At 47.5% G+C, this 26,627-nt stretch carries 24 protein-coding genes and 1 tRNA gene; 17 read left to right on the plus strand and 8 right to left on the minus strand.

The window, feature by feature from the left end; translation table 11 throughout:
- Positions 1-148: 148 nt before the first annotated feature.
- From ADU23_RS12760 to ADU23_RS12805, 10 genes are all read left to right on the plus strand, one after another.
- Positions 149-224: transfer RNA gene (locus ADU23_RS12760), tRNA-Val, on the plus strand.
- A gap of 399 nt (positions 225-623) precedes the next feature.
- Complete coding sequence (locus ADU23_RS33560; RefSeq protein ID WP_053374085.1) at positions 624-926, plus strand: hypothetical protein; 303 nt, start codon at positions 624-626, stop codon at positions 924-926.
- A 108-nt stretch (positions 927-1,034) separates the two neighbouring features.
- A complete protein-coding gene (locus ADU23_RS32105) occupies positions 1,035-1,514 on the plus strand; it encodes a lipocalin-like domain-containing protein (protein ID WP_197286064.1) in 480 nt (159 codons plus the stop codon).
- Positions 1,515-1,547: 33 nt separating this feature from the next.
- The gene (locus ADU23_RS12775; protein ID WP_053374087.1) at positions 1,548-2,537 is read left to right on the plus strand and encodes a glycoside hydrolase family 43 protein; all 990 of its coding nucleotides are present in this window, start codon (positions 1,548-1,550) and stop codon (positions 2,535-2,537) included.
- 276 nt (positions 2,538-2,813) lie between these two features.
- The gene (locus ADU23_RS12780; protein ID WP_053374088.1) at positions 2,814-4,172 is read left to right on the plus strand and encodes an ABC transporter substrate-binding protein; all 1,359 of its coding nucleotides are present in this window, start codon (positions 2,814-2,816) and stop codon (positions 4,170-4,172) included.
- A 94-nt stretch (positions 4,173-4,266) separates the two neighbouring features.
- Positions 4,267-5,157, plus strand: a complete 891-nt coding sequence (locus ADU23_RS12785) for a carbohydrate ABC transporter permease (protein ID WP_053374089.1) — start codon at positions 4,267-4,269, stop codon at positions 5,155-5,157.
- Between the two features lie 30 nt (positions 5,158-5,187).
- Complete coding sequence (locus tag ADU23_RS12790; protein WP_053374090.1) at positions 5,188-6,030, plus strand: carbohydrate ABC transporter permease; 843 nt, start codon at positions 5,188-5,190, stop codon at positions 6,028-6,030.
- Between the two features lie 283 nt (positions 6,031-6,313).
- Positions 6,314-7,816 (plus strand): DHA2 family efflux MFS transporter permease subunit, encoded by a 1,503-nt coding sequence (locus tag ADU23_RS12795; RefSeq protein WP_053374091.1) that lies wholly within the window; start codon positions 6,314-6,316, stop codon positions 7,814-7,816.
- A 133-nt stretch (positions 7,817-7,949) separates the two neighbouring features.
- The gene (locus tag ADU23_RS12800) at positions 7,950-9,716 is read left to right on the plus strand and encodes a class I adenylate-forming enzyme family protein (protein ID WP_053374092.1); all 1,767 of its coding nucleotides are present in this window, start codon (positions 7,950-7,952) and stop codon (positions 9,714-9,716) included.
- Entirely contained in the window at positions 9,709-10,791 is a 1,083-nt protein-coding gene (locus tag ADU23_RS12805) for an acyltransferase family protein (protein ID WP_053374093.1), read from the plus strand. Before ADU23_RS12800 ends, ADU23_RS12805 begins: the two co-directional genes overlap by 8 nt.
- Positions 10,792-10,860: 69 nt before the next feature.
- Here the strand turns inward: ADU23_RS12805 and ADU23_RS12810 are convergent, their stop codons facing one another.
- The 3 genes from ADU23_RS12810 to ADU23_RS12820 all read right to left on the minus strand — a co-directional run bounded on the left by ADU23_RS12810 (position 10,861) and on the right by ADU23_RS12820 (position 13,783).
- Positions 10,861-11,694 carry a DUF4358 domain-containing protein gene (locus ADU23_RS12810; RefSeq protein ID WP_053374094.1) on the minus strand — a complete coding sequence of 278 codons (834 nt, stop codon included), beginning with the start codon at positions 11,692-11,694 and terminating at the stop codon, positions 10,861-10,863.
- Positions 11,695-11,785: 91 nt separating this feature from the next.
- Complete coding sequence (locus tag ADU23_RS12815) at positions 11,786-12,013, minus strand: hypothetical protein (protein WP_053374095.1); 228 nt, start codon at positions 12,011-12,013, stop codon at positions 11,786-11,788.
- Between the two features lie 72 nt (positions 12,014-12,085).
- Entirely contained in the window at positions 12,086-13,783 is a 1,698-nt protein-coding gene (locus ADU23_RS12820; protein WP_053374096.1) for a methyl-accepting chemotaxis protein, read from the minus strand.
- 303 nt (positions 13,784-14,086) lie between these two features.
- Here ADU23_RS12820 and ADU23_RS12825 point away from each other — a divergent pair, with 303 nt between their 5' ends.
- Entirely contained in the window at positions 14,087-14,431 is a 345-nt protein-coding gene (locus tag ADU23_RS12825) for a YojF family protein (RefSeq protein ID WP_053374097.1), read from the plus strand.
- A gap of 23 nt (positions 14,432-14,454) precedes the next feature.
- The gene (bshB2, locus tag ADU23_RS12830) at positions 14,455-15,111 is read left to right on the plus strand and encodes a bacillithiol biosynthesis deacetylase BshB2 (RefSeq protein ID WP_053374098.1); all 657 of its coding nucleotides are present in this window, start codon (positions 14,455-14,457) and stop codon (positions 15,109-15,111) included.
- An 87-nt stretch (positions 15,112-15,198) separates the two neighbouring features.
- Here bshB2 and ADU23_RS12835 read toward each other — a convergent pair whose 3' ends face one another.
- From ADU23_RS12835 to ADU23_RS12855, 5 genes are all read right to left on the minus strand, one after another.
- Positions 15,199-15,522, minus strand: coding sequence for an AzlD domain-containing protein (locus ADU23_RS12835; RefSeq protein ID WP_053374099.1), 324 nt, complete (start codon positions 15,520-15,522; stop codon positions 15,199-15,201).
- Positions 15,519-16,193: an AzlC family ABC transporter permease gene (locus ADU23_RS12840; RefSeq protein ID WP_442950650.1), complete on the minus strand. Its 675-nt coding sequence runs from the start codon at positions 16,191-16,193 to the stop codon at positions 15,519-15,521. Before ADU23_RS12840 ends, ADU23_RS12835 begins: the two co-directional genes overlap by 4 nt.
- 153 nt (positions 16,194-16,346) lie before the next feature.
- Positions 16,347-17,804, minus strand: coding sequence for a catalase KatA (katA, locus tag ADU23_RS12845; protein ID WP_053374101.1), 1,458 nt, complete (start codon positions 17,802-17,804; stop codon positions 16,347-16,349).
- Positions 17,805-18,036: 232 nt separating this feature from the next.
- Positions 18,037-18,831, minus strand: coding sequence for a WYL domain-containing protein (locus tag ADU23_RS12850; protein ID WP_053374102.1), 795 nt, complete (start codon positions 18,829-18,831; stop codon positions 18,037-18,039).
- Positions 18,818-20,131 (minus strand): helix-turn-helix transcriptional regulator, encoded by a 1,314-nt coding sequence (locus tag ADU23_RS12855; RefSeq protein ID WP_053374103.1) that lies wholly within the window; start codon positions 20,129-20,131, stop codon positions 18,818-18,820. The genes ADU23_RS12850 and ADU23_RS12855 overlap by 14 nt, the downstream gene beginning before the upstream one ends.
- 196 nt (positions 20,132-20,327) lie before the next feature.
- Between ADU23_RS12855 and ADU23_RS12860 the strand changes: the two genes are divergently transcribed.
- The 5 genes from ADU23_RS12860 to ADU23_RS12880 all read left to right on the plus strand — a co-directional run bounded on the left by ADU23_RS12860 (position 20,328) and on the right by ADU23_RS12880 (position 26,334).
- Positions 20,328-21,746: an RtcB family protein gene (locus ADU23_RS12860; protein WP_082311080.1), complete on the plus strand. Its 1,419-nt coding sequence runs from the start codon at positions 20,328-20,330 to the stop codon at positions 21,744-21,746.
- A 515-nt stretch (positions 21,747-22,261) separates the two neighbouring features.
- Positions 22,262-23,377: a slipin family protein gene (locus tag ADU23_RS12865; RefSeq protein ID WP_053374104.1), complete on the plus strand. Its 1,116-nt coding sequence runs from the start codon at positions 22,262-22,264 to the stop codon at positions 23,375-23,377.
- A 459-nt stretch (positions 23,378-23,836) separates the two neighbouring features.
- Positions 23,837-25,000: a YecA family protein gene (locus ADU23_RS12870; RefSeq protein ID WP_053374105.1), complete on the plus strand. Its 1,164-nt coding sequence runs from the start codon at positions 23,837-23,839 to the stop codon at positions 24,998-25,000.
- A gap of 45 nt (positions 25,001-25,045) precedes the next feature.
- Complete coding sequence (locus ADU23_RS12875) at positions 25,046-25,810, plus strand: AAA family ATPase (protein ID WP_053374106.1); 765 nt, start codon at positions 25,046-25,048, stop codon at positions 25,808-25,810.
- Between the two features lie 20 nt (positions 25,811-25,830).
- Complete coding sequence (locus ADU23_RS12880; protein ID WP_053374107.1) at positions 25,831-26,334, plus strand: CYTH domain-containing protein; 504 nt, start codon at positions 25,831-25,833, stop codon at positions 26,332-26,334.
- Positions 26,335-26,627: the final 293 nt, after the last annotated feature.

The raw sequence follows: 26,627 nt of genomic DNA on the forward strand, positions 1-26,627 counted from the left end.
CCTAAAACCGTTTGCTGCGACCCATACATCCAGCAGACACAGTTAAAGAGGTTTTCAGCAAACCTAATCTTTCGTATCCAGTTTTCAGGGCGCAACTTGTTTTGTGCTAAGAAACAACCCCACATACCGTGGGTTTTATTGTTTTCATGGAGGCTTAGCTCAGCTGGGAGAGCATCTGCCTTACAAGCAGAGGGTCGGCGGTTCGATCCCGTCAGCCTCCACCATATCTTTTTTTCAGAAGCCATTGTTCAATTGAACAAGGTTTTTTTTTTTGCCCAGTATTCAAAGTTCCTCCTTCTCCCATTCGCGAGGATGCCCATTGTCATATTCGACTCTTGGATCCTCTTGAATGAGGCACCCCGCAGCAAGTTAACGGCATAAATGATTTCATTATGAGAGGGCTATCCATCATCCAGAGCAGCGGATAAATGGAATAGCCCTATTTGGCTTTCAGCATCTCCTCAATTCTCCTTCTTACGTTAATGAAATTATTAATAAATTTAATTATTGACAGCAGTAATAATCAGTTGTTAAAATTCACTTTAACATGAATTAATCAATAAATATATAAACATTACATGAAATTGAGAAATATCTATTTTGTTATTCATGGAGGAAATGAGATGAATCATCCAAGAAAGCCGCCTGAGCAGCGACTGTTTGACCCGGACACCTTCGAGGATGAGACGACTTGGAAAACGTTGAATACGCATGATCCTGGCATTTTCAAGGACAGCGGCAGCTATTACACGTTTTCGACTGATGCTATGTATCGGGAGAACGAACGGCCGCTTTTCGCGGAGGCATACAAGTCAGACGTTCAAAGGATCTTACGGATTGGGAATGGGTTGGTCATGCTTTTGATGGCGTTCCTGAGCAAGCGAAAGACTGGACCGGGGCTGACGGGTTATGGGCGCCTGATGTAATCAAGCTTCATGATGCCTATTTGCTTTATTAACTATCGATTCAATCATGCTCCCGGCTGGTTGGCGCCTGGACATAACTCGGTTTTGGAGGATAACGGAGCCTACTATATGGTGCACCATGCTCGAGAAGAGATGAATAGACACTGCTTCCATCTCCATGTGAGATCGATCGTCTGGACGGAGGATTGCTGGCCGCTTGTTTCTCCGGAGCGGTACTCAGGAGAGCCGCAGCGAATGATATCGCCAAATGAACTGGCAGGGGAGTGGGAGTGGATCGTACATGATCCAAGAGCAGACAGCATGGTAGATGCAATTGCGCTAACCCTTCAACCGGACGGCAGTATCGACACCGGCATCGACTCCAGCTTAATGAATCATGGCTGGCGTGTTGTCTATCAGGCGACAGTCGAGCTGCAGCTTTCGAGTCATACATTTGGCTGGGAATCGCAAGTGGAGCTGTGGACCTGCAGAGGAACCGTTCTACCTGCATGGGACTGGGAAAGGGAGCGAGCAGCACTCGTATTCACGGGCTTGACGGGCACAGGAGCAGCCGTATGGGGCAAACAGATAAGTCAGCTAGAAGCTTAATAGCCATATAACAAAAAAAGGGGTTTTGATGACATGATAAGCAAACAAGCAGCAGCCATTCAACCATTTACGAATCCGGTAATTCCGCAACGCGCCGATCCTTGGGTATACAAGCATACGGACGGTTACTATTATTTCACCGCTTCGGTGCCTGAGTATGATCGCCTTGAAGTACGCAGAGCGAAGACCATTCAGGAGCTTGGCTCGGCAGAGGCTGTAGTCGTATGGCGAAAATATGAGACAGGGCCGATGAGCGCAAACATTTGGGCGCCGGAAATCCATTTTATTAAAGGGAAATGGTATATCTATTTTGCAGCGGCTAGAACCTCGGAGACGGTAGACGGACTATTTGACCATCGTATGTTTGTTATTGAGAATGAATCTGCTAACCCGCTGGAGGGGAATTGGACGGAGAAGGGGCAAGTTAAAGCCAATTGGGAGTCCTTTGCTCTTGATGCGACGTCATTTGAGCATGAGGGCGTTCAATATTTGGTATGGGCTCAGAAGGACCCTGCGATTAAAGGCAACTCCAATTTGTACATAGCGCCGATGAGCAACCCTTGGACGATTAGCGGCAAGCAGGTGATGATTGCGACTCCAGAATACGATTGGGAGAAAATCGGTTTTCTCGTCAATGAAGGCGCTGCCGTCCTGAAGCGCAATGGGAAAATTTTTATCAGCTACTCGGCAAGCGCTACCGATTATAATTACTGCCTGGGTTTGCTATCAGCAGCAGATACGAGTGATCTGCTTAATCCGGCTTCTTGGAGCAAATCAGCAGAGCCCGTCTTCCAAACGAATGAAGCGACGGGCCAGTATGGTCCTGGTCATAACAGCTTTACGGTAAGCCCGGACGGAGAGCAGGATATTATCGTTTACCATGCCCGTAATTACAAAGAAATTGTGGGTGATCCGCTTTATGATCCAAATCGCCATACAAGAGCGCAAGTATTTGGCTGGAATGAGGACGGTACTCCGGACTTTGGCATTCCGGTTGCAGATGGGCCTGTGGCAGCGGAATAATTTTTTAGCTGATTTGCTCATTTGTTAACTACATATGACTTTCGGTCCGAACATCATATCGACCGATTAGAAAAAGCTGGTAAATATTATTTTGGCGATGAAATAGTGTGTATAAATGGTGTTCAAGCAACCTTTCGACAAGTATTGACAATGAAAGCGCTTTGCATTATTATGGGTTTAACAAAAGTGTTAATTATTTAACAAAAATGCTTACTTGATGTATTTGACATTAATTAATGGCTGTTTGTGAACGCAGTACATTTAGGAGGGGTTAGGTTGGCTAAGAAAAAAGGTTTACTTTCAGCATTTGCAATCATGATGTCATTGGCCGTAGTACTATCCGCATGCGGTGGGAAGGACAATTCAGGCAGCACCGGCAGCACAGGCGAAAAAACAGAATCCAAACAAATTTCGTTTATGTTCAGAGGCGGTCCTGAAGAGCAAAAAGCTTATGAAGCAACTGTCAAAAAATTCGAGACGGACAACCCTGGCGTTAAAGTTAAAATCATTACAACAACCGGCGATCAATATGCAACGAAATTAAAAGCGGCCATTACAGGAAAAAGCGTTCCAGACGTCTTCTACTTTGACCCAGGTGATCTGAGAGCGTATGCAAACGGAGGCGTACTTAAAGATATTACGGAATACGTCTCCGACGTAAAATTCGATAACATTTGGAAATACGGCGTTGATAGCTACCGCTACGACGGCGAAACAGTAGGCCAAGGCAGCATCTACGGCTTGCCGAAGGATGTTGGTCCTTTCTCGCTTGGTTATAACAAGGCGATGTTCGAAGCAGCAGGCATTCCATTGCCGGACAAAGACAAGCCATACACGTGGGACGAGTTCATCAAAGTAAACCAACAGCTTACGAAGGACAACGATGGCGATGGCAAGATCGACCAGTACGGCACAGGCTTTAACGTAAACTGGGCTTTGCAAGCTTTCGTATGGAGCAACGGCGCTGACTGGCTCGATGAGACGAACACAAAAGTAACGATCGATGATCCTAAGTTTGCGGAAGCGCTGCAATATTTTGCTGACATGCAAAATGTATATAAAATTACGCCTTCTATTGAAGATGCGGCAACACTCGATACATACCAGCGCTGGATGAAAGGCGAGCTTGCTTTCTTCCCAGTAGGTCCTTGGGATCTAGCGACCTATGAAACATTGCCTTTCGATTATGATCTGATTCCTTACCCTGCCGGCTCCACTGGCAAATCAGCAACGTTTGTAGGATCGCTCGGCATCGGCGTATCGAGCAACTCGAAGAGCCCTGAGCTAGCGGCTAAGCTTGTCACTTACTTAACAGCATCGCCAGAAGGCCAGCAGCAGCTGGTTGATGCGAAGGTGCAAATTCCTAACCTGATCGACATGGCTGAAACTTGGGCTGCTAATTCGGAGACAAAGCCAGCTAACAAAAAAGAATTCCTTGATATCGTGCAAGACTACGGCAAACCAATGCCGAACACATTGACTTACAATGCAGAATGGTACCAACTATTTTTCACAGATATCCAGCCCGTGCTTGATGGCAAAGTAACGGCAGCCGATTATGTGAAAGCGGAACAGCCGAAGATGCAAAGCTTGCTTGATAAAGCGATCGAACAAGAAGCAAAATCAAAGAAATAATCCGAGCTAATCATTTTTAACCCGCAAGCCGTGATGTTAGTTCTCTCTCGTAGAGCTGGCATCACTCTTATGCCGGGTGAATCAGAGGTGGAAGATGAAAACCAAGTCGAATCTCTATCGCAAAGAAAGCTACTACGGGTATTTATTTGTACTTGCGCCCGTACTTGGATTTCTCTTGTTTACTTTGTATCCGCTTTTATATTCGCTCTACGGTTCCTTTACCGACTGGGACGGCTTAGGCCGGATGGATTTTATCGGCTTTGCCAACTTTAAAGAAATATTTATGGATGAGCAATTCCATAAGGCGAGCTTCAATACATTGTTCATGATGATCGGCATACCCATTGAAATTGTGCTAGCTTTGCTGCTTGCTCTAGGGCTTAATCGGAAAATGTTCGGAACGACAACCTTTCGAGTCGTTTATTACATACCGGTCATCTCCTCGCTTGCGGCGATTTCGATTTTATGGCAATGGGCTTATAACGGCGACTATGGTTTAGTGAATCAGTTTCTTGCCCTATTCGGCATTGATGGGCCCAACTGGTTGACTGATAAATATACGGTGAAACCGGCACTCATTATTATGATGGTATGGAAAAACCTCGGTTATTCGATGCTTCTTTATTTGGCGGCGCTGCAAAGCGTGCCCAAAGATTATTATGAAGCAGCGCAGCTGGACGGGGCGAACGGCTTTCAAATTTTCAAGCACATTACGTTCCCTATGGTTAAACCGGTTACCTTTTTTATCGTCGTAACGAAAGTGATCGGCGGCGCGCAAATTTTCACGGAAATCAACATTATGACGTCAACTGGCGGTCCGGAGTACAGCTCTGCCTCGGTCGTATTCTATGTTTGGCAAAAAGCTTTCGGCAACCTGCAAATGGGTTATGCTTCCGCCATGGCGATGCTGCTTGGCCTATTCATCTTCGTCATCACGCTTGTTCAATTCAAGATGAATGAAAGATCGTCGAAAGACCTGGAGTAACGACATCAGAGGGAAGGAGTGAGCCTAACCATGCTATCGGCCAAAAAGTTTAAAATTTCGGATGCTATCATTTTTATTCTTATCAGCATAGGCGCTGTCTTTATGATAGCCCCGCTTGTATGGACGGTCTCAACATCGTTCAAGACGAAGGCGGAAGTGTTCGCTTTGCCGCCCGTATGGATACCGGAGAAATTTGACTTCATTAAATACATGGAGATTTGGGAAAAGGGTCCGCTGCTCAGCGGTATTCAGAACAGCTTGCTAATTACGCTATGCGTCACAATTATCGGGACGTTTACTTCGAGCTTGGCGGCGTACTCGTTCGCGAAGCTGCGTTTTAACCATAAGAACAAAATCTTCATGCTGCTGTTATCCTCCTTAATGATTCCTTATCCGGCGATCATGATTCCGCAGTTCATCATGTTCTCTGAGTTTGGCTGGGTCGATACGTTAAAGCCACTTATCGTACCGGGCTTGTTCGGAAACATCATGATGATCTTCTTCCTGCGTCAATATTTGACCAGCGTGCCTGGCGCTATTATAGAAGCGGCGAAGATCGACGGAGCCTCTTACTTTGGCATTTTCACCAAAATCGTATTCCCGTTAATCCGTCCGGCGGTAGCCGCACAGGTCATTCTGTGGTTTATGGGCATTTGGAACGATTATTTGGCGCCAATCATTTATTTGAATTCGCCAGAGAAGCAGACGCTTCAGCTTGTTATCGCGAACTTTAATGCAACCTATGCGATTCAAACGGATTATCCGTTAATTATGGCCGCTTCATTCGTTGCTTTGCTTCCAATGCTTATCATCTTCCTTGTGTTCCAGAAACAAATTATCGAGTCTGTCGCTATTTCTGGCGTTAAGGGCTAGCAGGGCTACACTGGTATGAACGAACAGTGGACAGCGGTATGGGGCAGCGAATTTCTAGTCGCGCGAATGCGAAGATATAAGGGAATAAAGATGAACAAAGCCTCGGAGCGGTTTCTCCGGGGCTTTGTTCTTTTTTTAGGATTACGGGCCAGCATGATTAGAAGGAAAATACGTTAGTCGGATTAGATGTTTAAATGAATAAATTGTTTCCATTGAAATTACTTTAGAACTAAAATATAATAGTTAAGCTGTAAAGTAATAATAAAGGGTGTGGGAGAAGTACATGAATCAAGAAGAACTTAAGAAGGTGCGTTTCTGGCCTGTAATGGTTGCTATTTTTATCGGTTCTTTTTTATGCGTATTGGCGTCGGCTACAATCAACTTGGCGCTCGAAATTTTGAAGGACCATTTTGATACGTCGCTAGGCTCTGTCCAGTGGACGTTAACCGGCTTTATGCTGGCAATGGGTACTACGGCGCCAATTGCCGGGTATTTGGGAGAGCGGTTCAGCTACAGAAGGTTATACCTGTTCTCATTGATTGGATTTACGGTTGCTTCGGTATTATGCGCCTCTGCTTGGAGCGAAGGCTCGCTAATCTTGTTCCGTGTATTGCAAGGAGCATTCAGCGGCTTGATCATACCGGCTACAATGTCGATTATTTATCAAATTATTCCGAGAGAAAGACAAGCGATGGCTATTGCGTTCTGGGGCTTGTCTGCCATGCTGGCGCCAGCCTTCGGTCCGACGATTAGCGGCTGGGTGCTGGAGAACTTGAATTGGCACTGGCTGTTCCTCATGAACATTCCGATTGGATTGATCGCGATCGGTTTCGTTTATGCCTATATCCCTTATTATCGGATGAATGTTCCTAAGACCTTTGACGGACTGGGCTTCCTTACCGTTATTGTGAGCAGCTCGTCCTTGCTGCTTGCGCTGGGCCAAGGCCATAGCTGGGGCTGGGGATCTTGGAAAATCGTTTCCCTATTCGCGATTGGCGCGATAGCCCTTATTTTATTCGTATGGAGGGAGCTGACGACCGAGACACCGCTGCTTAATTTAAGGGTGTTTAAAAACGGACGCTTCACGTTAAATGCAATCATCTCCAATATTATTACGATCAGCTTGTATTCAGGCACCTTGCTGACACCGATATTCTTGCAACGGATTCAGCATGTGTCCGCAATGGATACGGGCATGATCCTGCTGCCGGCTTCGCTCGCAATGGCGCTGCTTATGCCGGTTGTCGGCAAGCTTTATGGCATTATCGGACCTCGCTGGCTGATGTCAAGCGGCATTGTGCTGCTGACGATCGGAACGCTGGCACTGAGCTGGCTAAGCCTCGATGTATCGCATGCTTACGTAATCTGGTGGATGATCGTGCGTAATATCGGAATCGCGCTAGTCGTTATGCCTTCGAGCAACGCGGCAATGGAACAAATTCCAGCCGAGCTCTCCGGGCATGCATCCGCAATAACGAACTGGACGAGAAATGTGTTCGGATCATTCGCGATTGCGATCTTCACCACGATGCTCGCAACAAGGTCGGTAACTCACGCTACTGACTTTATGAAAGCAGGCGATGTCGACGAGCTTCATATTACGATGATGTCCTTCACGATGAGTGTGAACGATGTGTATGTTGTTGCTACCTTGGTAGCAGTCGTTGCGCTTCCGCTAAGCTTGCTCGTTGGCAAGGCGAAACGGGCAGATGGAACAAAGCCGAAGGTTGGCAAAGATAAAGAAGTTCCAAGCCAATTGGCAGCTACAGTCTCTGCCAAATCGTAATAAATGCGCTGCAAGAGAGTTTAACATTCTCTGAGCAGCGCTTTTTTTATTAAAAATGTTCTTTATTAAGAACTTAATAGATGCTATATTAGACGTGTCAGTGCCGTATATTATATATTTGCGGGGGTTCAGAATGATGAAGAACAGCAATATGTTGAACAAGGATACGATACCCTATTTGCTTCAAAAGAGGGCAGCCGATTGCCCTCATGATGTCGCGTACAGCTTTCCGGCCAACTCTTCACATCATACATGGCTGACGATTTGGGAAGAGGTCCGTTTTGTCGCAAAGGGCTTCTTGCAGCTGGGCATCAAGAAAGGCGATAAGATTGCGCTGCTTATGCCCGGCCGGGTAGAGCTGGTCGTTTCGATGTTTGCGGCAGCCTGTGTAGGTGCGATCATTGTCCCGCTCAATACCTATTCGAAGAAGCAGGAGCTGCAGCATTATTTGAAGGACTCCCGCCCGGCAGCCCTCATTATGGGGACAGAGGGGCAACATATTCATTATCCCGCTATGATGGTAGAGATTATTTTAGATAGCCATAAAGAGGGACTGGACAGCAGCTGGCTTCCTAAGCACATATTCGTCCTGGATGAAGCGGGCCACTTGGCTGCGCCTTTTCAGCCGTATTCAAAGCTCAGCGTGCTTGGCGCAGCGATTGAGGCAAGTGATTTTCTAACCGCGTGCACAGCCAATACCCCAAAGGACCCTCTTATCCTTCTTTATACTTCAGGTACGCTTGGCATGCCAAAGGGCGTGCTGCGTACCACTGCCTCCTTTTTAGTGTCGGCTAATCTTGGCGAACAGCCGGGAAGAAGCACCGCAATGCTCATGAAGCTAAGCGATAAAATAACCCGCTATTTTTCGATCATGAACCTGCTGCCCTTATACCATCTAGGCGGATTTGCTACTTTATTTACCGGCTTGAAAGCCTGCAATATTCGGATTGTCATGCTCACCCACTTTAACCCTGTGAATGCCTTGTCGGCTGTAGAGAAGGAAAGGTGTAGGGTGCTCATCGGCACGCCATTTATGATCCAGCAGATGCTCTCTTCTCCGAAGCGGGAGGAATTCGATTTAAAATCATTGCTCGGTGTAGCCTTTACCTCCGCTGCGGTGAACAATATTATTTTGCAGAAGATTATGAAAAGCTTGAATCTCTACTTTTTTATGGTGAGCTACGGGTCCTCGGAAGCCGGCGCGGTTGCAAATGCAACATGCTTCGTCAACCGCAGGAACAACGTTATGCTGCGGCTCCTTTATCAGCTATTAAAGCACACGAGCCTGCTAAGCGGATTAATTCAATATAAGGACTTTGAAAAAGGCTCCTACAGCATAGGCGGCAAGGTAGACAAGGTTGTTGAGGTGAAAATTTTAAATCCGGAGACGGGAGAGACGATGCCTTCCCATGAGCAGGGTGAAATCGCGATTCGAAGCCACCGCGTCATGCGCTATACGAACGAGCTTCAAGATCGCGCAAGCATCACTGCAGACGGATGGTATAAATCCGGGGATTTGGGCTTTTTGGACGACCGCAGAAACCTGACGATTACCGGAAGACTGCACAGGATGATTACAAGAGGCGGAGAGAAAATCTCGCCCTTAGAGATTGAAAACGTGCTGCTAAAGCATAAGGATGTGGATGAAGCGCTTGTAATCGGAGTGCCGGATGAGCTTTATGGCGAGCAGATATGCGCCTGTATCGTAGCCAAGCAGGGAGCTAATCTAACTTCAGATAAACTGAAAAATGATTTGGCACCGGAATTGTCCGCTTTTAAGCTGCCGCGTTACTTTGTGTTTCTTCCGGTATTCCCGCTCTCGCCGACAGGCAAGATCTCCATTGCCGAAATAAAGTCGCTTGTGCTTCCCGGGATAGGAGAGCTGCGAAAGAATGCGTAAATATTATCCGGGCATTACGCTTTTTAAGCTGGGAGGCTCGTTGCTTGTCCTTGTCGCTCACATTATGCTTATACGCTATATGACGCTCCTTCCGGGGCAAGCGCTCGTGCAGTTTGCTTCGCTTGCGACGAGGATAGTCGTGCCTTGCTTCTATGTCATAGCAGGTTTTCTGGCGTATAAAGGCTGGAGCCATGCGGCTAGCTCACGCTCTTATATGCAAAAGTATCTAAAGCGGTTAGTTATCGTCTATTGCTTCTTTTGCTGCTTCTTTGTAGCGGAGCACATCGTGCCTAAGCTCATTAGCGACGGTTTGTCGGCGGGAAATCTGTTTGTTCAGGCCAAAATACTTTTTATTGCGGTGTTCCTGAACGGACCCTTTATTCAGTTTTGGTTTATTCCTCCGCTCATTTTTGGCCTTCTAGCCGCCTACTGGTTTTTTGAGAAGCAGTATGTTCGCCTTGCGGTCATTTTGGCGCTAATAGGATTTGTTGCTATTCAATTCGTTTCCGGCAGCTTGATGAAGGTTTTCGGAGTGACCGCGGCAAGCATTCCATTCATGAATCCCGACTATATGGAGTATTTGGACTTATTGGTGACGAGGTATATAGGCTTCGGCTTCACGTTTGTAGCAGCCGGTGTATTTCTAGCTAAGTATGAAGAGCAGTTCATGCAAATAAGGATAAGGCCAATTATTATTTTTGCTATTGTTTTTACCGTGATAGAGACGGCGCTGCTGCTCCAATTCAGTGAATGGACGACGGATTACAAGTTTGCCTTCAGCATGCTTCCGAATACGCTGCTCATTTTTTATGGCATCCTGCGCATGAAAAGCCCGGCCGTTCAGACTTATCATAAAAGGATTAACCTCTTTAGCATCGTAACGTTTTTTGGCCATATTCTGTTTATGCGATTAAATTTCCTGCTAATGGGCTGGGACGCCGCGAGTATGAACATCGGACAGGACTTTATGCTGTTGTTTATGACCCTCATCGAATGTGTGGCGGCCACGGCATTTTTCAGCTTAGTAGGCTCTAAGTCGTTGGCAGCGAAGCGGACGAGAAATTTACCGCAGTAAGCTGCGGCTTCCCTGCTAATCGAACCGATAAATAAAAAAACCTGACTCGAGAGGTCAGGTTTTTATGTATTATTTGAAAAAGTCGTTGAAAATTTCAACTACTTTATCTTGGTCATGAGAGATGGATAACATGACGTAGCTGCCGCTGCGAACGATTTTGTAGTTCTGCGCGTCCTCGTATTGGTCCTGCAAATACGTTTCAAACGTTTTTTGGATGCTGGCTGCGCGATTCTCCAAGGCTTCAGCGACTGCATCGTAATTTTTATCTGATTTCAGCTTTACGATAACGAGCTCAGTTGCTTTCGTATTCATCAAAGCCTGCATAAATACTGCCTCCGATAGCAGGCTGCCTGAATCAATTCCGTATACATCCTTAATACGCTCGCCTTCTACAGTAACGAGGCGCGGCATTTCGATGTCTTTCAAAATTTTGGCGGAAATATCCGATACCTTAATGTCCGAGGAAGGCTTCGGCGTTGCGCTTGGCTTTAAGGTTGGTTTTTGGGTCGGCTTTTGCGTCGGTTTTTGTGTTGGCTTTGCGGTTGCTGCCGGCTTCTGGGCTGGCTTAGCCGTTGGTTTCACTTCCGGTTTGTTGCTAGGCTTCGCCGTAGCGGCAGGCTTAACGGCTGCCTCGCTGCCTTTGTTGCCTTCATCCGTTGCTGCCGGCTCTTCCGTTACAGCCGGTTCGCTCGTTGCGGAGTCAACCGCCGGCTTCTCGGTAGCAGCGGGTTGTTCTGTTGCTGGATTCACTGCAGGCTGTTCCGTAGCAGTCTCATTCGAAGCATTGCCTGCCGGCTTGTTGTTGGCCGGTTTTTTGCCAGCGTCACTGCAGCCTGCAGCGAGCATCGATACGGTGATCGCGAGTACGGCCATTTTGGTTAATGATTTCCTAAGATGTAGCATGCAAGTCTCTCCTCGAGTAAAAAAAATGTCGAACACTAGACGACCGTGTTCGACAAAAGGTTGCAAAGCTACCTATTCTTTCAGGACAAGCTTACTTGTCCTCTTCAATCGCATCTTCCGCTTCCTCATCGTTTTCTTCGGGGGATTCCACCAAGCGGAAATCATCGGTTTTTTCGCCATCCTCCCAGATTTCCACGAACAAAGCATCACAATGGTCAAAATCTGCTGATTTCAGCGACAACGCTTTTTCTTCATCAGCGCCTACGTACACATTTTCCAAGCCGTCCTCGTTAAACGATTGGATGACATAAATTTTCATAGCGGTGAACCTCCTGCATTATAATCTTGTAGCAGTATACCACAAAATGCGTGAGCAAAAGCAGATGCCGTTTTATCGGATTTTAAAGCGGCTAACCGTGAGCAATAAGTCCTCCGCCATTTTGGCGAGCGCATTGGATGAAGAAGATATTTCTTCCATTGACGACATTTGCTCCTGCGTGGACGCCGTAACTTGTTCCGTGCCCGCAGCCGAGCTTTCTGTCATCTCGGAGATCGACTTCATGGAGCTCGTCATCTCATCGACCCCGGCAGTCATTTGCTGCACAGCGGCGGAAACCTCCTCGGATTCCGATGCGACATCATTAACAGCATTGCGGATGTAGTCGAAGGATTCTCCTGCCGTATTCACAATGTCGATGCCGGATTGCACCTCTTTGGTTACAGCCTCCATGGAATGAACGGCTTTGCTCATGCCAGCTTGTATAAAGGAAATTAACTCCGTGATTTGCTGTGCCGACTGTGCCGATTGCTGCGACAGCTTCCTAACCTCCGTAGCTACGACCTCGAAGCCGCGTCCATGCTCGCCAGCTCTAGCTGCCTCAATAGCAGCGTTAAGCGCCAGCAGGTTCGTTTGGGTGGAGAGTGCGGATATGACCCCGACGATTTGGTTGATTTCAGCGGATTGTCCGCTAAGCTCCTCGATGACGGCTGCCAGTCCATTAACCGTATCACTAATGGAGCTCATTTGAGTGACAGCCGTTTTAATCGATTCGTTGCCGAGCAAAGCTTTCTCCGATGCCTCAGCAGTCTTGGATGAGACGGTTTGCGTGTTTGCAGCAATTTGCTGGAAGCCGATCGACATTTCATTGATGGTTTGGAAGCCCTCGTGAACGAGCTTCACTTGCATGTCAACGCCTGTAGCTACTTCTTGCATAGCAGTAGCAATCTGCTCGGTAGCTCTAGAGGTTTGCTCGGCGCTCGCGCCTAATTCCTCAGAGGATGCCGCGACCTGCTCCGCATTCGTATTTACTTGTATGATTAGGGCTCTAAGATTGTTTGCCATCATATTAAACGAGCTGGCGAGTACGCCGACTTCATCGCTGCTTTTCATCACGATGGATTTGCCTGTGAGGTCTCCGGCAGCAATTTTCTCAGCAGCCCTGGCTACTTCGCTGATAGGCTTAGTAATGAGTCGACCCATAAATAAAGCGATGCTTATCCCTAGCACCAGAGCGATAATTCCGAGAATAAGCACTAGATTTTGGACGTCTGCCACTTGCTTAGATGCGTTTTCGGAGCTCATCGTAAGCTCGTTTTGCTGAAAAGCTTCCATATCCGTCAATACCTTCTCTAAGCGCGCGATCAAGGTGCGGCCTTGATTCGACAGAAGCGTGGTAAACTCTTGCTCTTTGTTTTGCTTCTTCAGCTCGCTGACCTGCATGGCAATCTCAAAATATTGATTTTCTATGAGATCAGCTTCCTTGAGCCCATCAACCATGGCAGGGGAGTAAATGGTTGATGCAAGCTGCTTGCTGACCTTTATGTAATCCTCATGGGCCGAAGTGATTCCTTTGAGCGATGTTTCATCGCCAAGCATGGCGTATACGCGGACGGCAACTTGTTCGGATTTGACTGCGATGTCCATATCCTTGATTTGCAGCATTTTAACGGTTCTATCATTTATTAATTCTTTGTATGTACGGTCGAGAGAGACGAGCTGCAAAAAGTTAATCGTCATGATAACGGCTAATAAAATGAGGACAGATATAAATCCGCCGAGCAATTTCTTGCTGATCGATAGGTTTCTCATGTAGGACCTCCTGTTGGTTATAGGATCGAATTGGCTAATAAATGGTAGTTCGTTCCTATAAATTTGAAAGTTAGTATAGCATATATAATTACGGCAAGCTAGTTCTTAAGTTTCACTTAATTTGATCGAATCTACCTAAAAAATAGGATGAAAGCGCTATATGCGAGCGGGGTAACGACAGCTTTTCAAATCGATAATCGAAGGTGCGTTGCATTCGTTATTTTCTTTAGGTATAAGTATGTTAGAATGATTTCAATATCAGATTCATTCAACAGGTTGGACTGATATATGGGAGGGATATAGATGCAGCTTATTGATCAAGAAAAGGTTCGGCATATCATTGATAGCTTTAAGGATCAGGACCTATATATTCATCTGGAAATGACTACGGGCGCTTATGCAGCCCATCTCGATAGCTCGAAGCATCCGGCGGCCAACTTCATAACGAATGCGGTCATTCGTTATTCGCATGGTTCGATTGCAGGGAGCGGACCTTACCGGGTCGGCTTGAAAATGGAGCAGGGCTGGATTTACTCGGAGGGGCTTACCCACTGGGAAGAGAAGGAACAGGATAGACTGCTTCTGGCAGGCCATGATGGGCAAGGAAAGCTCGTTGTATCGCTGCAGCTCAGCCGGGTGCCCTTCTGATGAAAGAGGAGAGGAGTGTTTCTGTGGGACAAAATATTTTAGTCGTATTGCCGCATCCCGATGATGAGGCCTTTACGGTATCGGGAACGCTGGCTAAGCATATTCAAAACGGAGCTCATGTTACTTTCGCTTGCTTGACGCTTGGGGAAATGGGCCGAAATATGGGGATTCCGCCGTTCGCCAATCGGGTGACGCTGCCGGCTATCCGTAAGCTCGAGCTGGAGGAGTCCTGCCGCGCCATCGGCATTCAGGATCTGAGAATGCTGGGCTTCCATGATAAAATGATTGAATTCGAGGACCCGGAACGGCTGGATGGCGTAATTGACGCTCTCTTGAAGGAGCTGCGTCCGTCGATCGTGTATACCTTTTATCCAGGGTACAGCGTTCATCCTGACCACGATGCTTGCGGAGCAGCGGTCGTTCGCACGATCAGCAGGCTTCCAAAAGATGAGCGGCCCGTCGTTTATTGCTCGGCCTTTTCCAAAAACCATCAAGAGGCGATCGGCATGCCTCAAGTCGCAAACGATGTAAAAGCATTTTTGAAGCATAAGATGGCTTCGATTGAAGCGCATCGGTCGCAGTTTCAAGCTGCTGAACTGGTAGGCAACAAAAAGCTTGAGGATGAGGAAATTAAGGAGCGCTTTGGAACAGAACGCTTCTGGATTTACCCTTTTGAATAAACTGATCTAACGATTTCTGAACCGAAAGGGGCTGTCCTAAGGTCATTTCAGACCTTTTGAGACAGCCCCTTTTTCACATGCCTTTTGCTAAAAAATGAACCGAACGATAGCGGCCGACACGATGCCTGCAAGGACGGTCAGCAATAAGCTCTTCGTCTTTAACGCTATCAGCAGCGTCGGAATAATGATGATCAGCGTATGCCAGTCTATGGAAACCCCTGAACCGCTCTTAACAAGAACGCCTTGCACGATAAGCGCGGTTAATAAGCAGATGGGGATATAATTCAAAAATTTCAGCAAAGGCTGCGGCAACCTCAAGTTTCGGATAAGGACAAACGGAGCGATGCGGGGGACAAATGTCACCAAAGCACAGCCTAAAATAACGAGCAGCAGCGATAAATCGATACTCATTTCTCTGTCACCGCCCCAATAGCCGCTCCGATGATCGTTGCCAGCAGAACAGCCATATAAATGGATAGGAAGAAGGACAGAACGTAAACAGCGATAACCGTATAAGCAATAAGAGACAGGTAATGCTTCAGCTTAGAGCCTGGCAATGCGGTAAGCTGCAGGACGAGCAGCGCGATGAACATGGCAGTTAAAGCAAAATCCAGACCAAATGCCGCAGGATTTGCAATCCAGCTGCCCAGCCATCCGCCTGCCATGCAGGAGATGATCCAGACGACATAAGCAGTTACGTTTAGACCGTTCATCCACCGGTCATTAATGGGCTGGCCGCTTGAGGTTCTAAGCGAAGCAACGCCAAACGATTCATCGGTCAGAAGCGCTCCTATTCCAATGTTTTTGAGCAGGGAGTACCTAGTGAAATAAGGGGCTAGCGCTGCGCTCAGCAAGAAATGGCGTAGATTCACAATAAACGTGGTGGCAATTATAGCGGAAGGCGGGCTCATGGCAATTAGCATCGCGCATATGATGAACTGCGAAGCGCCGGCATAAACCAGTGCCGACAACAGGGCGATTTCCAGTACGCTTAGCTTCGCGGATGCACCGACGATTCCTGCCGCGATTCCGATGCCTATATAGCCAAGAAGGGTCGGTAGGCAATCCCTTACTCCTTGCATGAATGTTAGCGCTGTTTGGTCTTCGGTTGTTTCCAAAATCATAATCTCCTTGTCTCATTCTCAGCTGCGAATGAATTAACAATAATATAAAACCATGCGGCTGTCGAGTTGGATCCGAGAGCCGCATGGTTTGAATAGAAGGAATAAGTGCAGTTAAGCCTGCTGTGAGATGGATAAGCCAAGACCTTCGGCTACCCGCTGTCCGTAATCGGGATCAGCTTTGTAGAAGTGGCTGATTTGACGAAGCTTAATCTCGTCTTTCTCAACCGGCTTCATAGCGCCAACGATCGTTTCGATTAAGCGGGCGCGTTCCTCTTCGCTGATTAATCGATAGAGATCACCGGCCTGCGTATAGTGGTCATGATGGTCGTAGCCTACGCTGTCTGCTTGGCCCGATACCTCGAACGGAGCGGGCTTGTTCTCAGCGGATTCCGTTGGACCGCCGTAGCTGTTAGGCTCGTAATAAAGCGACGATCCGCCGTTGCCGTCCGCACGCATTTGACCGTCGCGCTGGTGATTGTTCACCGGAGCGGTAGGTCTGTTGATCGGCAGTTGATTGTGGTTGGCGCCAACCCGGTAGCGATGGGCATCGGAATAAGCGAACAGGCGGCCTTGAAGCATTTTATCAGGGGAAGCCTCAATGCCTGGAACAAACGAGCCGGGAGAGAACGTTGCTTGCTCAACCTCGGCGAAATAGTTTTCGGGATTGCGATCGAGCACCATCCGGCCAACCTCGATTAACGGATAATCCTTCTGGGACCAAACCTTCGTCACGTCAAAAGGATCGAAACGATATGTATTCGCATCCGAGGCAGGCATGATTTGCACGTAAAGCTTCCATGCCGGGAAATCGCCGCTTGCAATCGCATTAAACAAATCCTCGGTATGATAGTCAGGATTGTCGCCGGCAATTTTGGCTGCAACCTCATTGGTTATCGTTTTGATGCCTTGCTCGGTTTTAAAATGGTATTTGACCCAAACCGCTTGACCCTCGTCGTTCACCCATTTAAAAGTATGGCTGCCGAAGCCGTGCATATGTCTTAATGTAGCAGGGATACCGCGGTCAGACATAAGGATCGTGACCTGATGCAGCGATTCCGGCGATAAGGACCAGAAATCCCAGATGGCGTTCGGATTTTTTAAGTGGGTTTGCGGGTGGCGCTTCTGTGTATGAATGAAGTCGGGAAACTTAATCGCATCGCGAATAAAGAAGACCGGTGTATTGTTTCCCACTAAGTCGTAATTGCCTTCCTCGGTGTAGAACTTTACAGCGAAGCCGCGCGGGTCACGAACCGTATCAGCAGAGCCAAGCTCGCCCGCGACCGTCGAGAAGCGGATGAACATCGGCGTTTTTTTGCCTACCTCGGATAAGAAGCTTGCTTTGGTGAAAGACGTAACATCATGAGTCACTTGGAAGTAGCCATGAGCACCTGCGCCTTTAGCATGAACGACGCGCTCAGGAATGCGCTCTCGGTTGAAGTGGGCTAGTTTTTCTAGAAGGTGCACATCTTGAATTAATGTAGGACCACGAGATCCTGCTGTCATCGAGTTCTGGTTGTCTCCAACGGGAGCTCCCCAGCTAGTCGTAAGCTTGTTCTTCTCATTACTCATAATAGAATCACCTCATTAAATTTGTGTGACTGCGCCTCATTTTATATGTTACCGCTTTCTATAGGAAAATCAATATCAATTTATAATCATTACAATTAAAATTTTTCGTCAAAATGTGAGATTGGCTGTCGTTTGAATAGGGTGAGCGGTTAGAGAGACAAGGGGCATTTGGCACAGGTTGAAGGGCTGGAGCATGTGCTTCTTATTAGGTGATTTTCGGGATTCATGAACGCTATTCCCCATAACGTCCCAGCGCTTTCGTAGCGGACTCCAGCATGCGGCTGCGGAGCTGCTTGCCATTCATAATGTTTACCCGCTTTCCGAGAAAGCGGGTTTTCGAGAGCACATACTCGCTGTCGCTGCCAGAGAAGAAGAGACGAATCGTATATTCATTCGTATCCGCATCATAATTCACTTCTTTCTCAAAGCATGAGTAAGCGTACAAAATACGCGACAGCTCTCCATTGTATTCGGGCATTACGCGTATATCAGCGCTGGCGCTTCGTTTCTCCTGCAATGCGTGGACCTTCGCCCGCAGCTGCCCGTAGTATTCTACCTCGCATGATTGCTCATCGATTGTAATGATCATATCCAGCTTTGTGCTCATCAGCATCCGGTTTTTCACATGGTACCAAAGCAGATACCAATCCCTTTTCACCATTGAATATTCAAGCTTGTAGGGAAAGCATTCCTGCTCGCTGTGCGTACGTTCATTCTTGACGGTGTAGCTTAAGCGCAGCATGCTCTTATTTGTAACAGCCTGTCTCAATGGGCGAACATTGGGATGGTAGACATACTTCTCTTTACTGGCTGCCTTGTGCAGCAGCGCGCCTGTATCGAGAGAGAGGTCTTGTTCTAGCATAAGCTGCAGCTTTTGTAGTGTTTCTGGAGCAAAAGCTTCGGCTGCAGCAGCATGCTCCAGCATCGTCTTGAGCCAGCTGCGCTCGTGGGCTGTTACCATAAACGTTCCCGAATCCTCAAGCTTGGCTAAAATTTGATAGTTAAATATTTTCTCAAACAGATTCATAATATGCTTTGATCTCCTTCCACTCCGCGATCATTTCCTGCCGCAGCCTCATTGGCGCAAGCACCTCGCAGCTTGAGCCGAAGCTCCGAATCCATGGCTTAATCTCGATGGTGCCGTTTACTTCAATTTCATAGACGAAGCTATCATCCGATTCCTCTACGATGGCACCCCATTGTCCTTGAAGCAGCACGCGCTCTCTAACGAAATTGTGAATGCCGTGCCCCGGATGAAAGAAGCGTACGCGAACGGTGACGGGCTTGCCTGTGTCGATCAGCCAGCTATGCGCAGTGCGCTGCTCTAGCTCAGTCTTTTTTGCCTCGTAAAAAGCTTCGGCAACGGATTCCTCTTCTGAGATCTGTGTTATTCCTTCCAAGCGGTATTTTTTAATGCCATGTCTGGCATGGTTGCCTAGCAAATACCAACGGCCATATTGATGATCGTAGACGACTTTAAGCGGAAGCGTCGTTTCTTGCATGCCCTCGGTATCGCGTTCGAACAACGGATTTGTGTTTTTGGCGGCGTAGCTCGTTTCTTTCTTGGGCGAGAAGTAGAGGAAGCTGATCGACCGCCGATTGCGAATAGCGCCTAGCAGCGTGAAGAGATGCGCTTCATCCAAAATACGAGAGTAATAGTGATACTTATATAAGAAAGGGTCGATTTGGTTATAATCGGCTTGCCCGCGGGCAATATGCTTTTTTAGGCCGTCGCGCAGCAAATAGCCTTGAACGGATGGCACCTGCGTGTTCGCCATAATGTCTATAAAATCATATAAGTCCAGCAGCTCATCATACGACAGCTCGCGTACAAAATCATTATAGATGCGGTAGCGGAAGGGACGCGTGCCCGGCTCCTTCTTAATCACGCCAACCTGCTCCAAATATTTGAGGTCGCCGCGTATCGTCTTCTCATCGGGAAGCGAGAGCTCAGCCGGCATGCTGCCGCAGCATAAATCAAGCAGCTCCATAGCCGTCAGCGGCTTTTCGTGCATAGCAGCGAGCAGCAGGGAGAAACGCTGGCTTTCGGTTTCCTTAAGCGATTTCGCACGGAACAGGAACAGCAGCATCGGATCGGATGATTCAAGATAACTGTAGCGGATCGTCTCAGCGAACTCCTTGCTCTGCTCCTCAGGCAATTGTTGATGGACGGCGTTCACGATTTCTTTGAGCCGCTTTATCGTTTTATCGAATGTGTGGATGGAAATGCCTAATCGGTCTGCGTATTGTTGACGATTATAGGCGCCGCTCGTTAAGACGAGCATGCGCAAAAACTGAATCTCTTTATCGAAGCTTTCTCTTGCCATTTCTGAATTCCCCCGATCGTAAGCAGCACTCTCCATCTATCTTAACAGGAAGCTGAAGGATTTGAACAAAAAGGAAAATTTTCCTTTGTCGTAATACTTTCGCCATGTTCGCGGGTCTCCAAATAAGAGAAGATAGAACTCGTAAGAAGGCATTACGGCTGATTGAAAAAAAGCAGCAGGCACTGGAGGTTTGACAATGTTGATGCAGCATAAGAGGCACGGCGGCAATCATCATGAAATGGAGCTTGAGCATGGGAAGCTTCACTTATTCGCTAACGAAGAGGTATTCCAATCCTTTGAAAATAAAGTATTTGAAATGGCTAACAACAATTTGCAAATTCCACGGAATCGCTATATGAGCTACACGCCAGATGCGCATGTAGGAATCGGAACGTGCATCGGCACGACGGCGGTATGGAGCATGAAAGATGGCTGCGTATCTCCTTCCATCGTCGGCTCGGATATCGGCTGCGGCATGCGTGTCCACACGACCTCGCTGCATAAGCGCGACATTCAAGCGAAGGACATTCGCAGAGCGCTGATCGCGGCTGTCGAGAAATATGTCCCGACGAACGAGCGCACGAATTCGAACTACGACGATATCGACGTGATGAGCGTCGTTCAGCACGGCTTGAAGGGACTTCCCGAAAAGTATGTGCCGGATCAGCAGTGGCTGACCCATGTGGAGCAATCCTATTTTTTATATGACCCTGCTTACCTCAAGCAGCTTCCGCCAAAAACGATGAAGTATGCGCGCGGACAACTAGGTACGCTCGGAAGCGGGAACCACTTCATCGAAATTCAATATTTGGAGATCAATGAGGAATATGCGGAATTAGCGGCAAAATGGGGTTTGTTCGACGGGCAGGTTGTGGTGATGATCCACTCCGGCTCGCGTTCTTGGGGCGGCATGATTGGGCGGGAGCATAATAAGGTGATCAAGGAAGCGATGGATCAGTGGGGCGTAAGCAATCCCGACCCAAGCTTGATTTATGCTCCAATTGCAAGCCAGGAAGGGCAGACCTATCTGAATCTGATGTATTCCGCCCTCAACTTTGCGGTGAGCAACCGGCATATGATTGCATTTGGCGTACGAGAAGCGTTCCAAGAGGTGTTCGGAGCGGGTATGGAAATGCCTGTCCTTTACGATCTCATGCATAATTACGCGCTCAAGGAGTTTCACCGCAACGAGCCGATGCTCGTTCATCGCAAAGGGGCGACGCGCGCGCTTCCGCCGGGCCACTTCCTAAATACGCCGGTGTATAAGGAGACCGGGCATCCGGCGCTTATACCCGGTTCCATGGGAACCTCCTCCTATATTATGGTGGGGAAAAATGAGGGCTTAAAAAACTTCTATTCCATCTGCCATGGAGCGGGTCGCGCAAGGTCTCGCAAAGCAACGAAGCAGCTTGTCACGATTGATCAATTCGAGCAATCGATGAAGATCGGCACGGAGGAGGAAATTCTCGTCAACCACCGATCTTTGGAGACGATTCTCGATGAATGCCCGCAGGCCTACAAGGATGTGGACCAGATCATCGACAGCGTCGTTGGCGCATCGCTCGCTGCCGTGGTAGCCAAATGCAAGCCGATGGCTGCCATCAAAGGCATCTAATCCATTGCTATCGCTATTAAAGATAACTTCAATAATAGATGAGGTTCATGTACGAATGGCGTACCTTGGCTGGGACATTCCAATCGTTCCGCAGTGCTTGCGCACGCTGTGCGCTTGTATGCTGTATGACCATATCGGCTGAATCTCCACAAAAATAAGGGTTCGAATCCCTTGGTTATTCGCCTAATCCGCGAAGACTCTGTGGTAGAGTATGCAAAACTCCCTCCAAGGAGAAAAATCTGAGCAATACCCGGCCTTTAACAGGAGCTCTCAGAGCGAGCTGATGTTCGTTCACTACAGCGAAGCCTATGCAATCGGTGGATACCGAAGGGAGCCCGCTGCCTCTTTTGGATGATTAGGAAAATAGCGTGAATATGGATGGAAGTTGCATGCGAATTCAGCTATCGATATGAAGCCATAAAGCAGCTTTGCTCCCTTCTTAAGCCTGATTCCGGCCTAGCCGCAGGAGAACTCCTGTTACGAAGGCCAACACAACCGTAAAGAGGTGTATAACGATGTTCAAAAAAATAATCATCAAAAACGATGAGCGTGGCCTGCTTTTCAAAAAAGGCAGCTACATCAAGCATTTGCAGCCGGGCGTATACCGCCACAGCTCGTTTTCCGACGATAGCGTCATCTTGCAAAATGTTGCGAAACGGTTCGCCGTTCCGAACAAGGAGCTGAACCTGTTCCTTCAAGACGCAAAGCTTGTGGAGGAATTGACGCTTGCAGACGTACAGGATTATGAGTATGTGCTGCATTTTGAGGACGGCAAGTTCAATTCGCTTCTGACCTCAGGATTGTATGCCTTCTGGAATGTTATGAAAAAACATACGTTTATTCGTGTTGATATACGTAATCCTGAAATATTGGCAGAAGTTGATCGTTCGCTGCTGGCGAAGCTGCAAGGTTATATACAGGTGTTCGAGGTGGCAAGCCACGAATCCGGTTTGCTTTTCTACAATAATGTATTGCAGCGCGAGCTTCGTCCGGGCAGGTACTTTTTCTGGAAGGGGCCAACTAGCGTGCAGGTGAAGACGCTCGATTTGCGCCAGCTGCAGCTGGATATGACCGGACAAGAGATTATGACGGAGGACAAGGTGACGCTGCGGCTTAACTTTGTGTGCCAATATAAAGTGATCGACCCGCTGAAGGCGATCCAGATCAAGTCGTTCGAGGAGCAGGTGTATATTTTGCTGCAGCTTATTTTACGGGAGTATGTGGGTACGCTGAAGCTGGATGACCTGCTGCGAATGAAGCAAGAAATAGCAACTTTTGTCCTCACACGCTTGAACGAACAGCAGGAGCATTACGGCGTGCAGTTTGTATCGGCGGGTCTTAAGGATATTATTTTGCCCGGCGATATCAAGGATATCCTGAATACGGTGCTGCTTGCGGAGAAGAAGGCTCAGGCCAACCTTATTACCAGGCGCGAGGAGACGGCTTCGACCCGCAGCTTGCTGAATACCGCGAAGCTGATGGACGAGAACGGTACGCTGTATCGCTTGAAGGAGCTAGAGTTTCTCGAGAAAATTTGCGAGAAGATCGGCACGATCTCCCTCACCGGCGGCGGCAACTTGCTAGAGCAGCTTAACTCGCTTCTAAGCGTGAAAACGATGGATAAACCATGATAGCGCCAGATTAAGAAGTTGTCTTGTTAAGGTCCGTAAAGACCTTTTGGGGCAGCTTCTTTTTTTGTAGCTCTGAATCTTCCAAACTAGCTCTCTCCCGAAAATCGAAAATAAAGCTAGAATCTAGCTCTATTTCTTTCAAGCCAGCACCATCGCCGGAAATAAGGCTAGAAACTAGTCTTATTGCACGCGTGACCTGCCTTTTTACTTCTTTTCCAGGCAATTGTTATGGCAGCAAATGATTTCTATGTTACTTTCTTATTCTCTGTTATTTGTCCCTTTTTATCGTATCTACATCCATCATTAATAGGACAAACTTACAATTTATGAGGAAAATATTAAATTATTTTGTTTGATTCCATCTTCAATTTTTGTTATCTTTGAACCTACATGTTTATTGGCATACCATTTATAATGAATAGAACGGCTTGAAATACAATCATGATTTAGGAGATTAATATGACTACAAAGCTAGATAAAGCAATGGATAAATTTTGGCCGCAGCTCCCCTATCCGCTATCGTTTGCGGATGCGCTGGGCACATTATCGAAGCAGCAATTGACTAGTATTCGTACGAATTTGCAAATAAGCAACCTAAGTTCGCTTAACAAGCAGGGGCTCGTTGAGAAGCTGTCAGAGTTGATACCGGAGAACCTTTCGATGGCAACTCGCTGTTTTGACCATAATAGATTGAAGCTTGTTCAGAAAATCGTAAAAAACGACGGCTTTTGGGACAAGCCGCTGCTCGAACCACAGCAATACGAATATTTCCGCGAGCGCGGGATACTTTTTCCTTCAACAGTAGATGGCAAAAAGGTAGTTTTGATGCCTTCCGAGCTGCTGGCGTATTTTAAGGAAGTGGAAGCGAAAGAGGAACATCCTAACATAAAAAGAAATACGGAATGGATTCGGCACGCGCAAGGCCTGCTTTACTATTACGGAGTATTGACGGCAGATGAGCTGAAATCATTCATCATTACGGGTGAGGAGCATCCGCTTGATCAATGCGAGCTTATGAACATTTTGTTCGAGGCATCGGACTATTATGAACAGATCGTAATGGACGAAACGAACGATTTATTAATTTGTGATTTTCGGGTAACGGATCCGCAGGCGATTTTGAAGGAGCGGGCACTCAGGCATGATCTCGATTATTGCCCATTTACGAAGCAGCAGCTATTGAAAGCAGGAGAGCCAGAGTACGTCGAGCGGAGCAGCCAGTATATGAATTTGGTACGCTACGTCCTCCATCACTATGAGATTGACCGTGAAGAGGCTGATCTTATGGCAGAGGAATGTGTCGACGCCACTAAAAATGGAGATTCTTTAGCTACCGTTATCGAGATCGCGCAGCGTTTTATCGATATTCCGAATCGGCAGACCTTGACAGCTATAACGAACCTGCTTGTACCTTTAATGAACAGCACGAAGCAGTGGCTCATCAAAGGCTACTCCCCGGAGGAGCTGTCAGCCAAACGGGCAAGCGCCAGCATGCTGCTGAATAACGCCCCTATACAAGCCGTTCAAGCAGATGTAATTGATATCCAGTCGAAGAAAAAAATCGGACGTAATGATCCATGTACTTGCGGGAGCGGGAAAAAGTTTAAGAAATGCTGCGGCTAGCAGCCGGAAGCAGATGATAATTAATCGAGCCAGGAGGCGTACTGCGTGAAACAAGATCAGCAAGGGCTTTATTTAAGAAGCGTTAAGCTGCTAAGGGAGTCAGTACCCTCTTTCGATGCCTATCCCTTTCATCTAAATGCGATTCAGAGCTTGGATGAGCTGGATTTCCACCCGAAGGTTACCTACATCGTTGGGGAAAATGGAATGGGGAAGTCTACGCTAATGGAAGCGATCGCGGTAGGGCTCGGCTTCAACCCGGAGGGCGGGACGATTAATTTCAATTTTTCCACGGAAGCAACGCATTCCGAGCTTCATCAATATCTAAGGCTTGCCCGCAGCGTGCATAAACCGAGGGATGGGTTCTTTTTTCGGGCGGAGAGCTATTATAATTTGGCTACTAATATTGATCAAATGGACCGCGAGGGCGGTCTCGGCGCTCGCATTATTGATTCCTATGGCGGAAAGTCGTTGCATCAGCAGTCGCATGGCGAATCTTTTTTTGCAACGTTCCTTCATCGTTTTAACGGAAACGGGCTTTATATGATGGATGAGCCGGAGGCGGCTTTATCCCCTTTTCGCCAAATGGCGATGCTTTCCCGTATTCATCAGCTGGTGGGCCAGCGCTCGCAATTCATTATCGCTACGCATTCACCGATTTTGATGGCGTATCCGGATGCCGTTATTTACAATTTGTCCGCGGATGGCATTGAGCGCACATCATTAGAGGAGACCGATCATTTTCTGCTGATGAAGCAGTTCGTTAATAACCGGGAAAGAATGCTGCAAGAGCTTTTTCTAGATGAGGATTAAAATCAAAGGAGCTGTGAAGGATGTCACTTGAGATTGAACGCAAGTTTTTGCTGCCCGAGTTTCCTAACGCGTTAATAGAAGAAGAAAAACTAAAAGTGATCTCCGAGCAAAGAATTGAACAGACCTATTTGGCAATGGATGAAAATCAAGAGCTTCGCGTTCGGCGCCTTGTTGATCTGGCGAGCGGCGAGGTCACGCATACGCATACTTTCAAGGTAGGCAACGGCCTCTCCCGCGAAGAGATCGAATATTCGATTTCGGAGAACATTTACGAGCAGATCATTAAAGCATTCGGTTTCGTACCGCTGACGAAAAATCGTATTACCGCTGAATGGAATGGGCGCATCATCGAGATTGATACCTATGATCAAATCGAGCTTTCTGTTCTTGAGGTTGAATTTGACTCGGAAGAAGCAGCCAATACGTTCAAAGCGCCGAGTTGGTTTGGCAAGGACATCAGCACTGAACGCCAGTACAGCAACAAAAAGGTATGGCGTGAGCTGCAAGGGAAAACGGCGCAATAAACAACGGTTATTGATGAAATTACGATTAATTTAAAAAAGTTTAAATAAACGCTTGACCTTCTAGGCGCATACATGGTATATTCTAATTCCGGCCGAGAGAAACACGCGGACGACAAGCAAAACAAGCGAAACACAAGAGAGAATAGATTGCTCTTTGAAAACTGAACAACGAGTAATAACTGCCTCGCAAATCCTTCGGGATGAGCGAAAAAAGCGATAAAAAAGTATTGAGCAAGTCAAACACCAATTTGGAGAGTTTGATCCTGGCTCAGGACGAACGCTGGCGGCGTGCC

Source organism: Paenibacillus sp. FJAT-27812, from assembly GCF_001273905.1.
Classification (GTDB): Bacteria; Bacillota; Bacilli; order Paenibacillales; family Paenibacillaceae; genus Pristimantibacillus.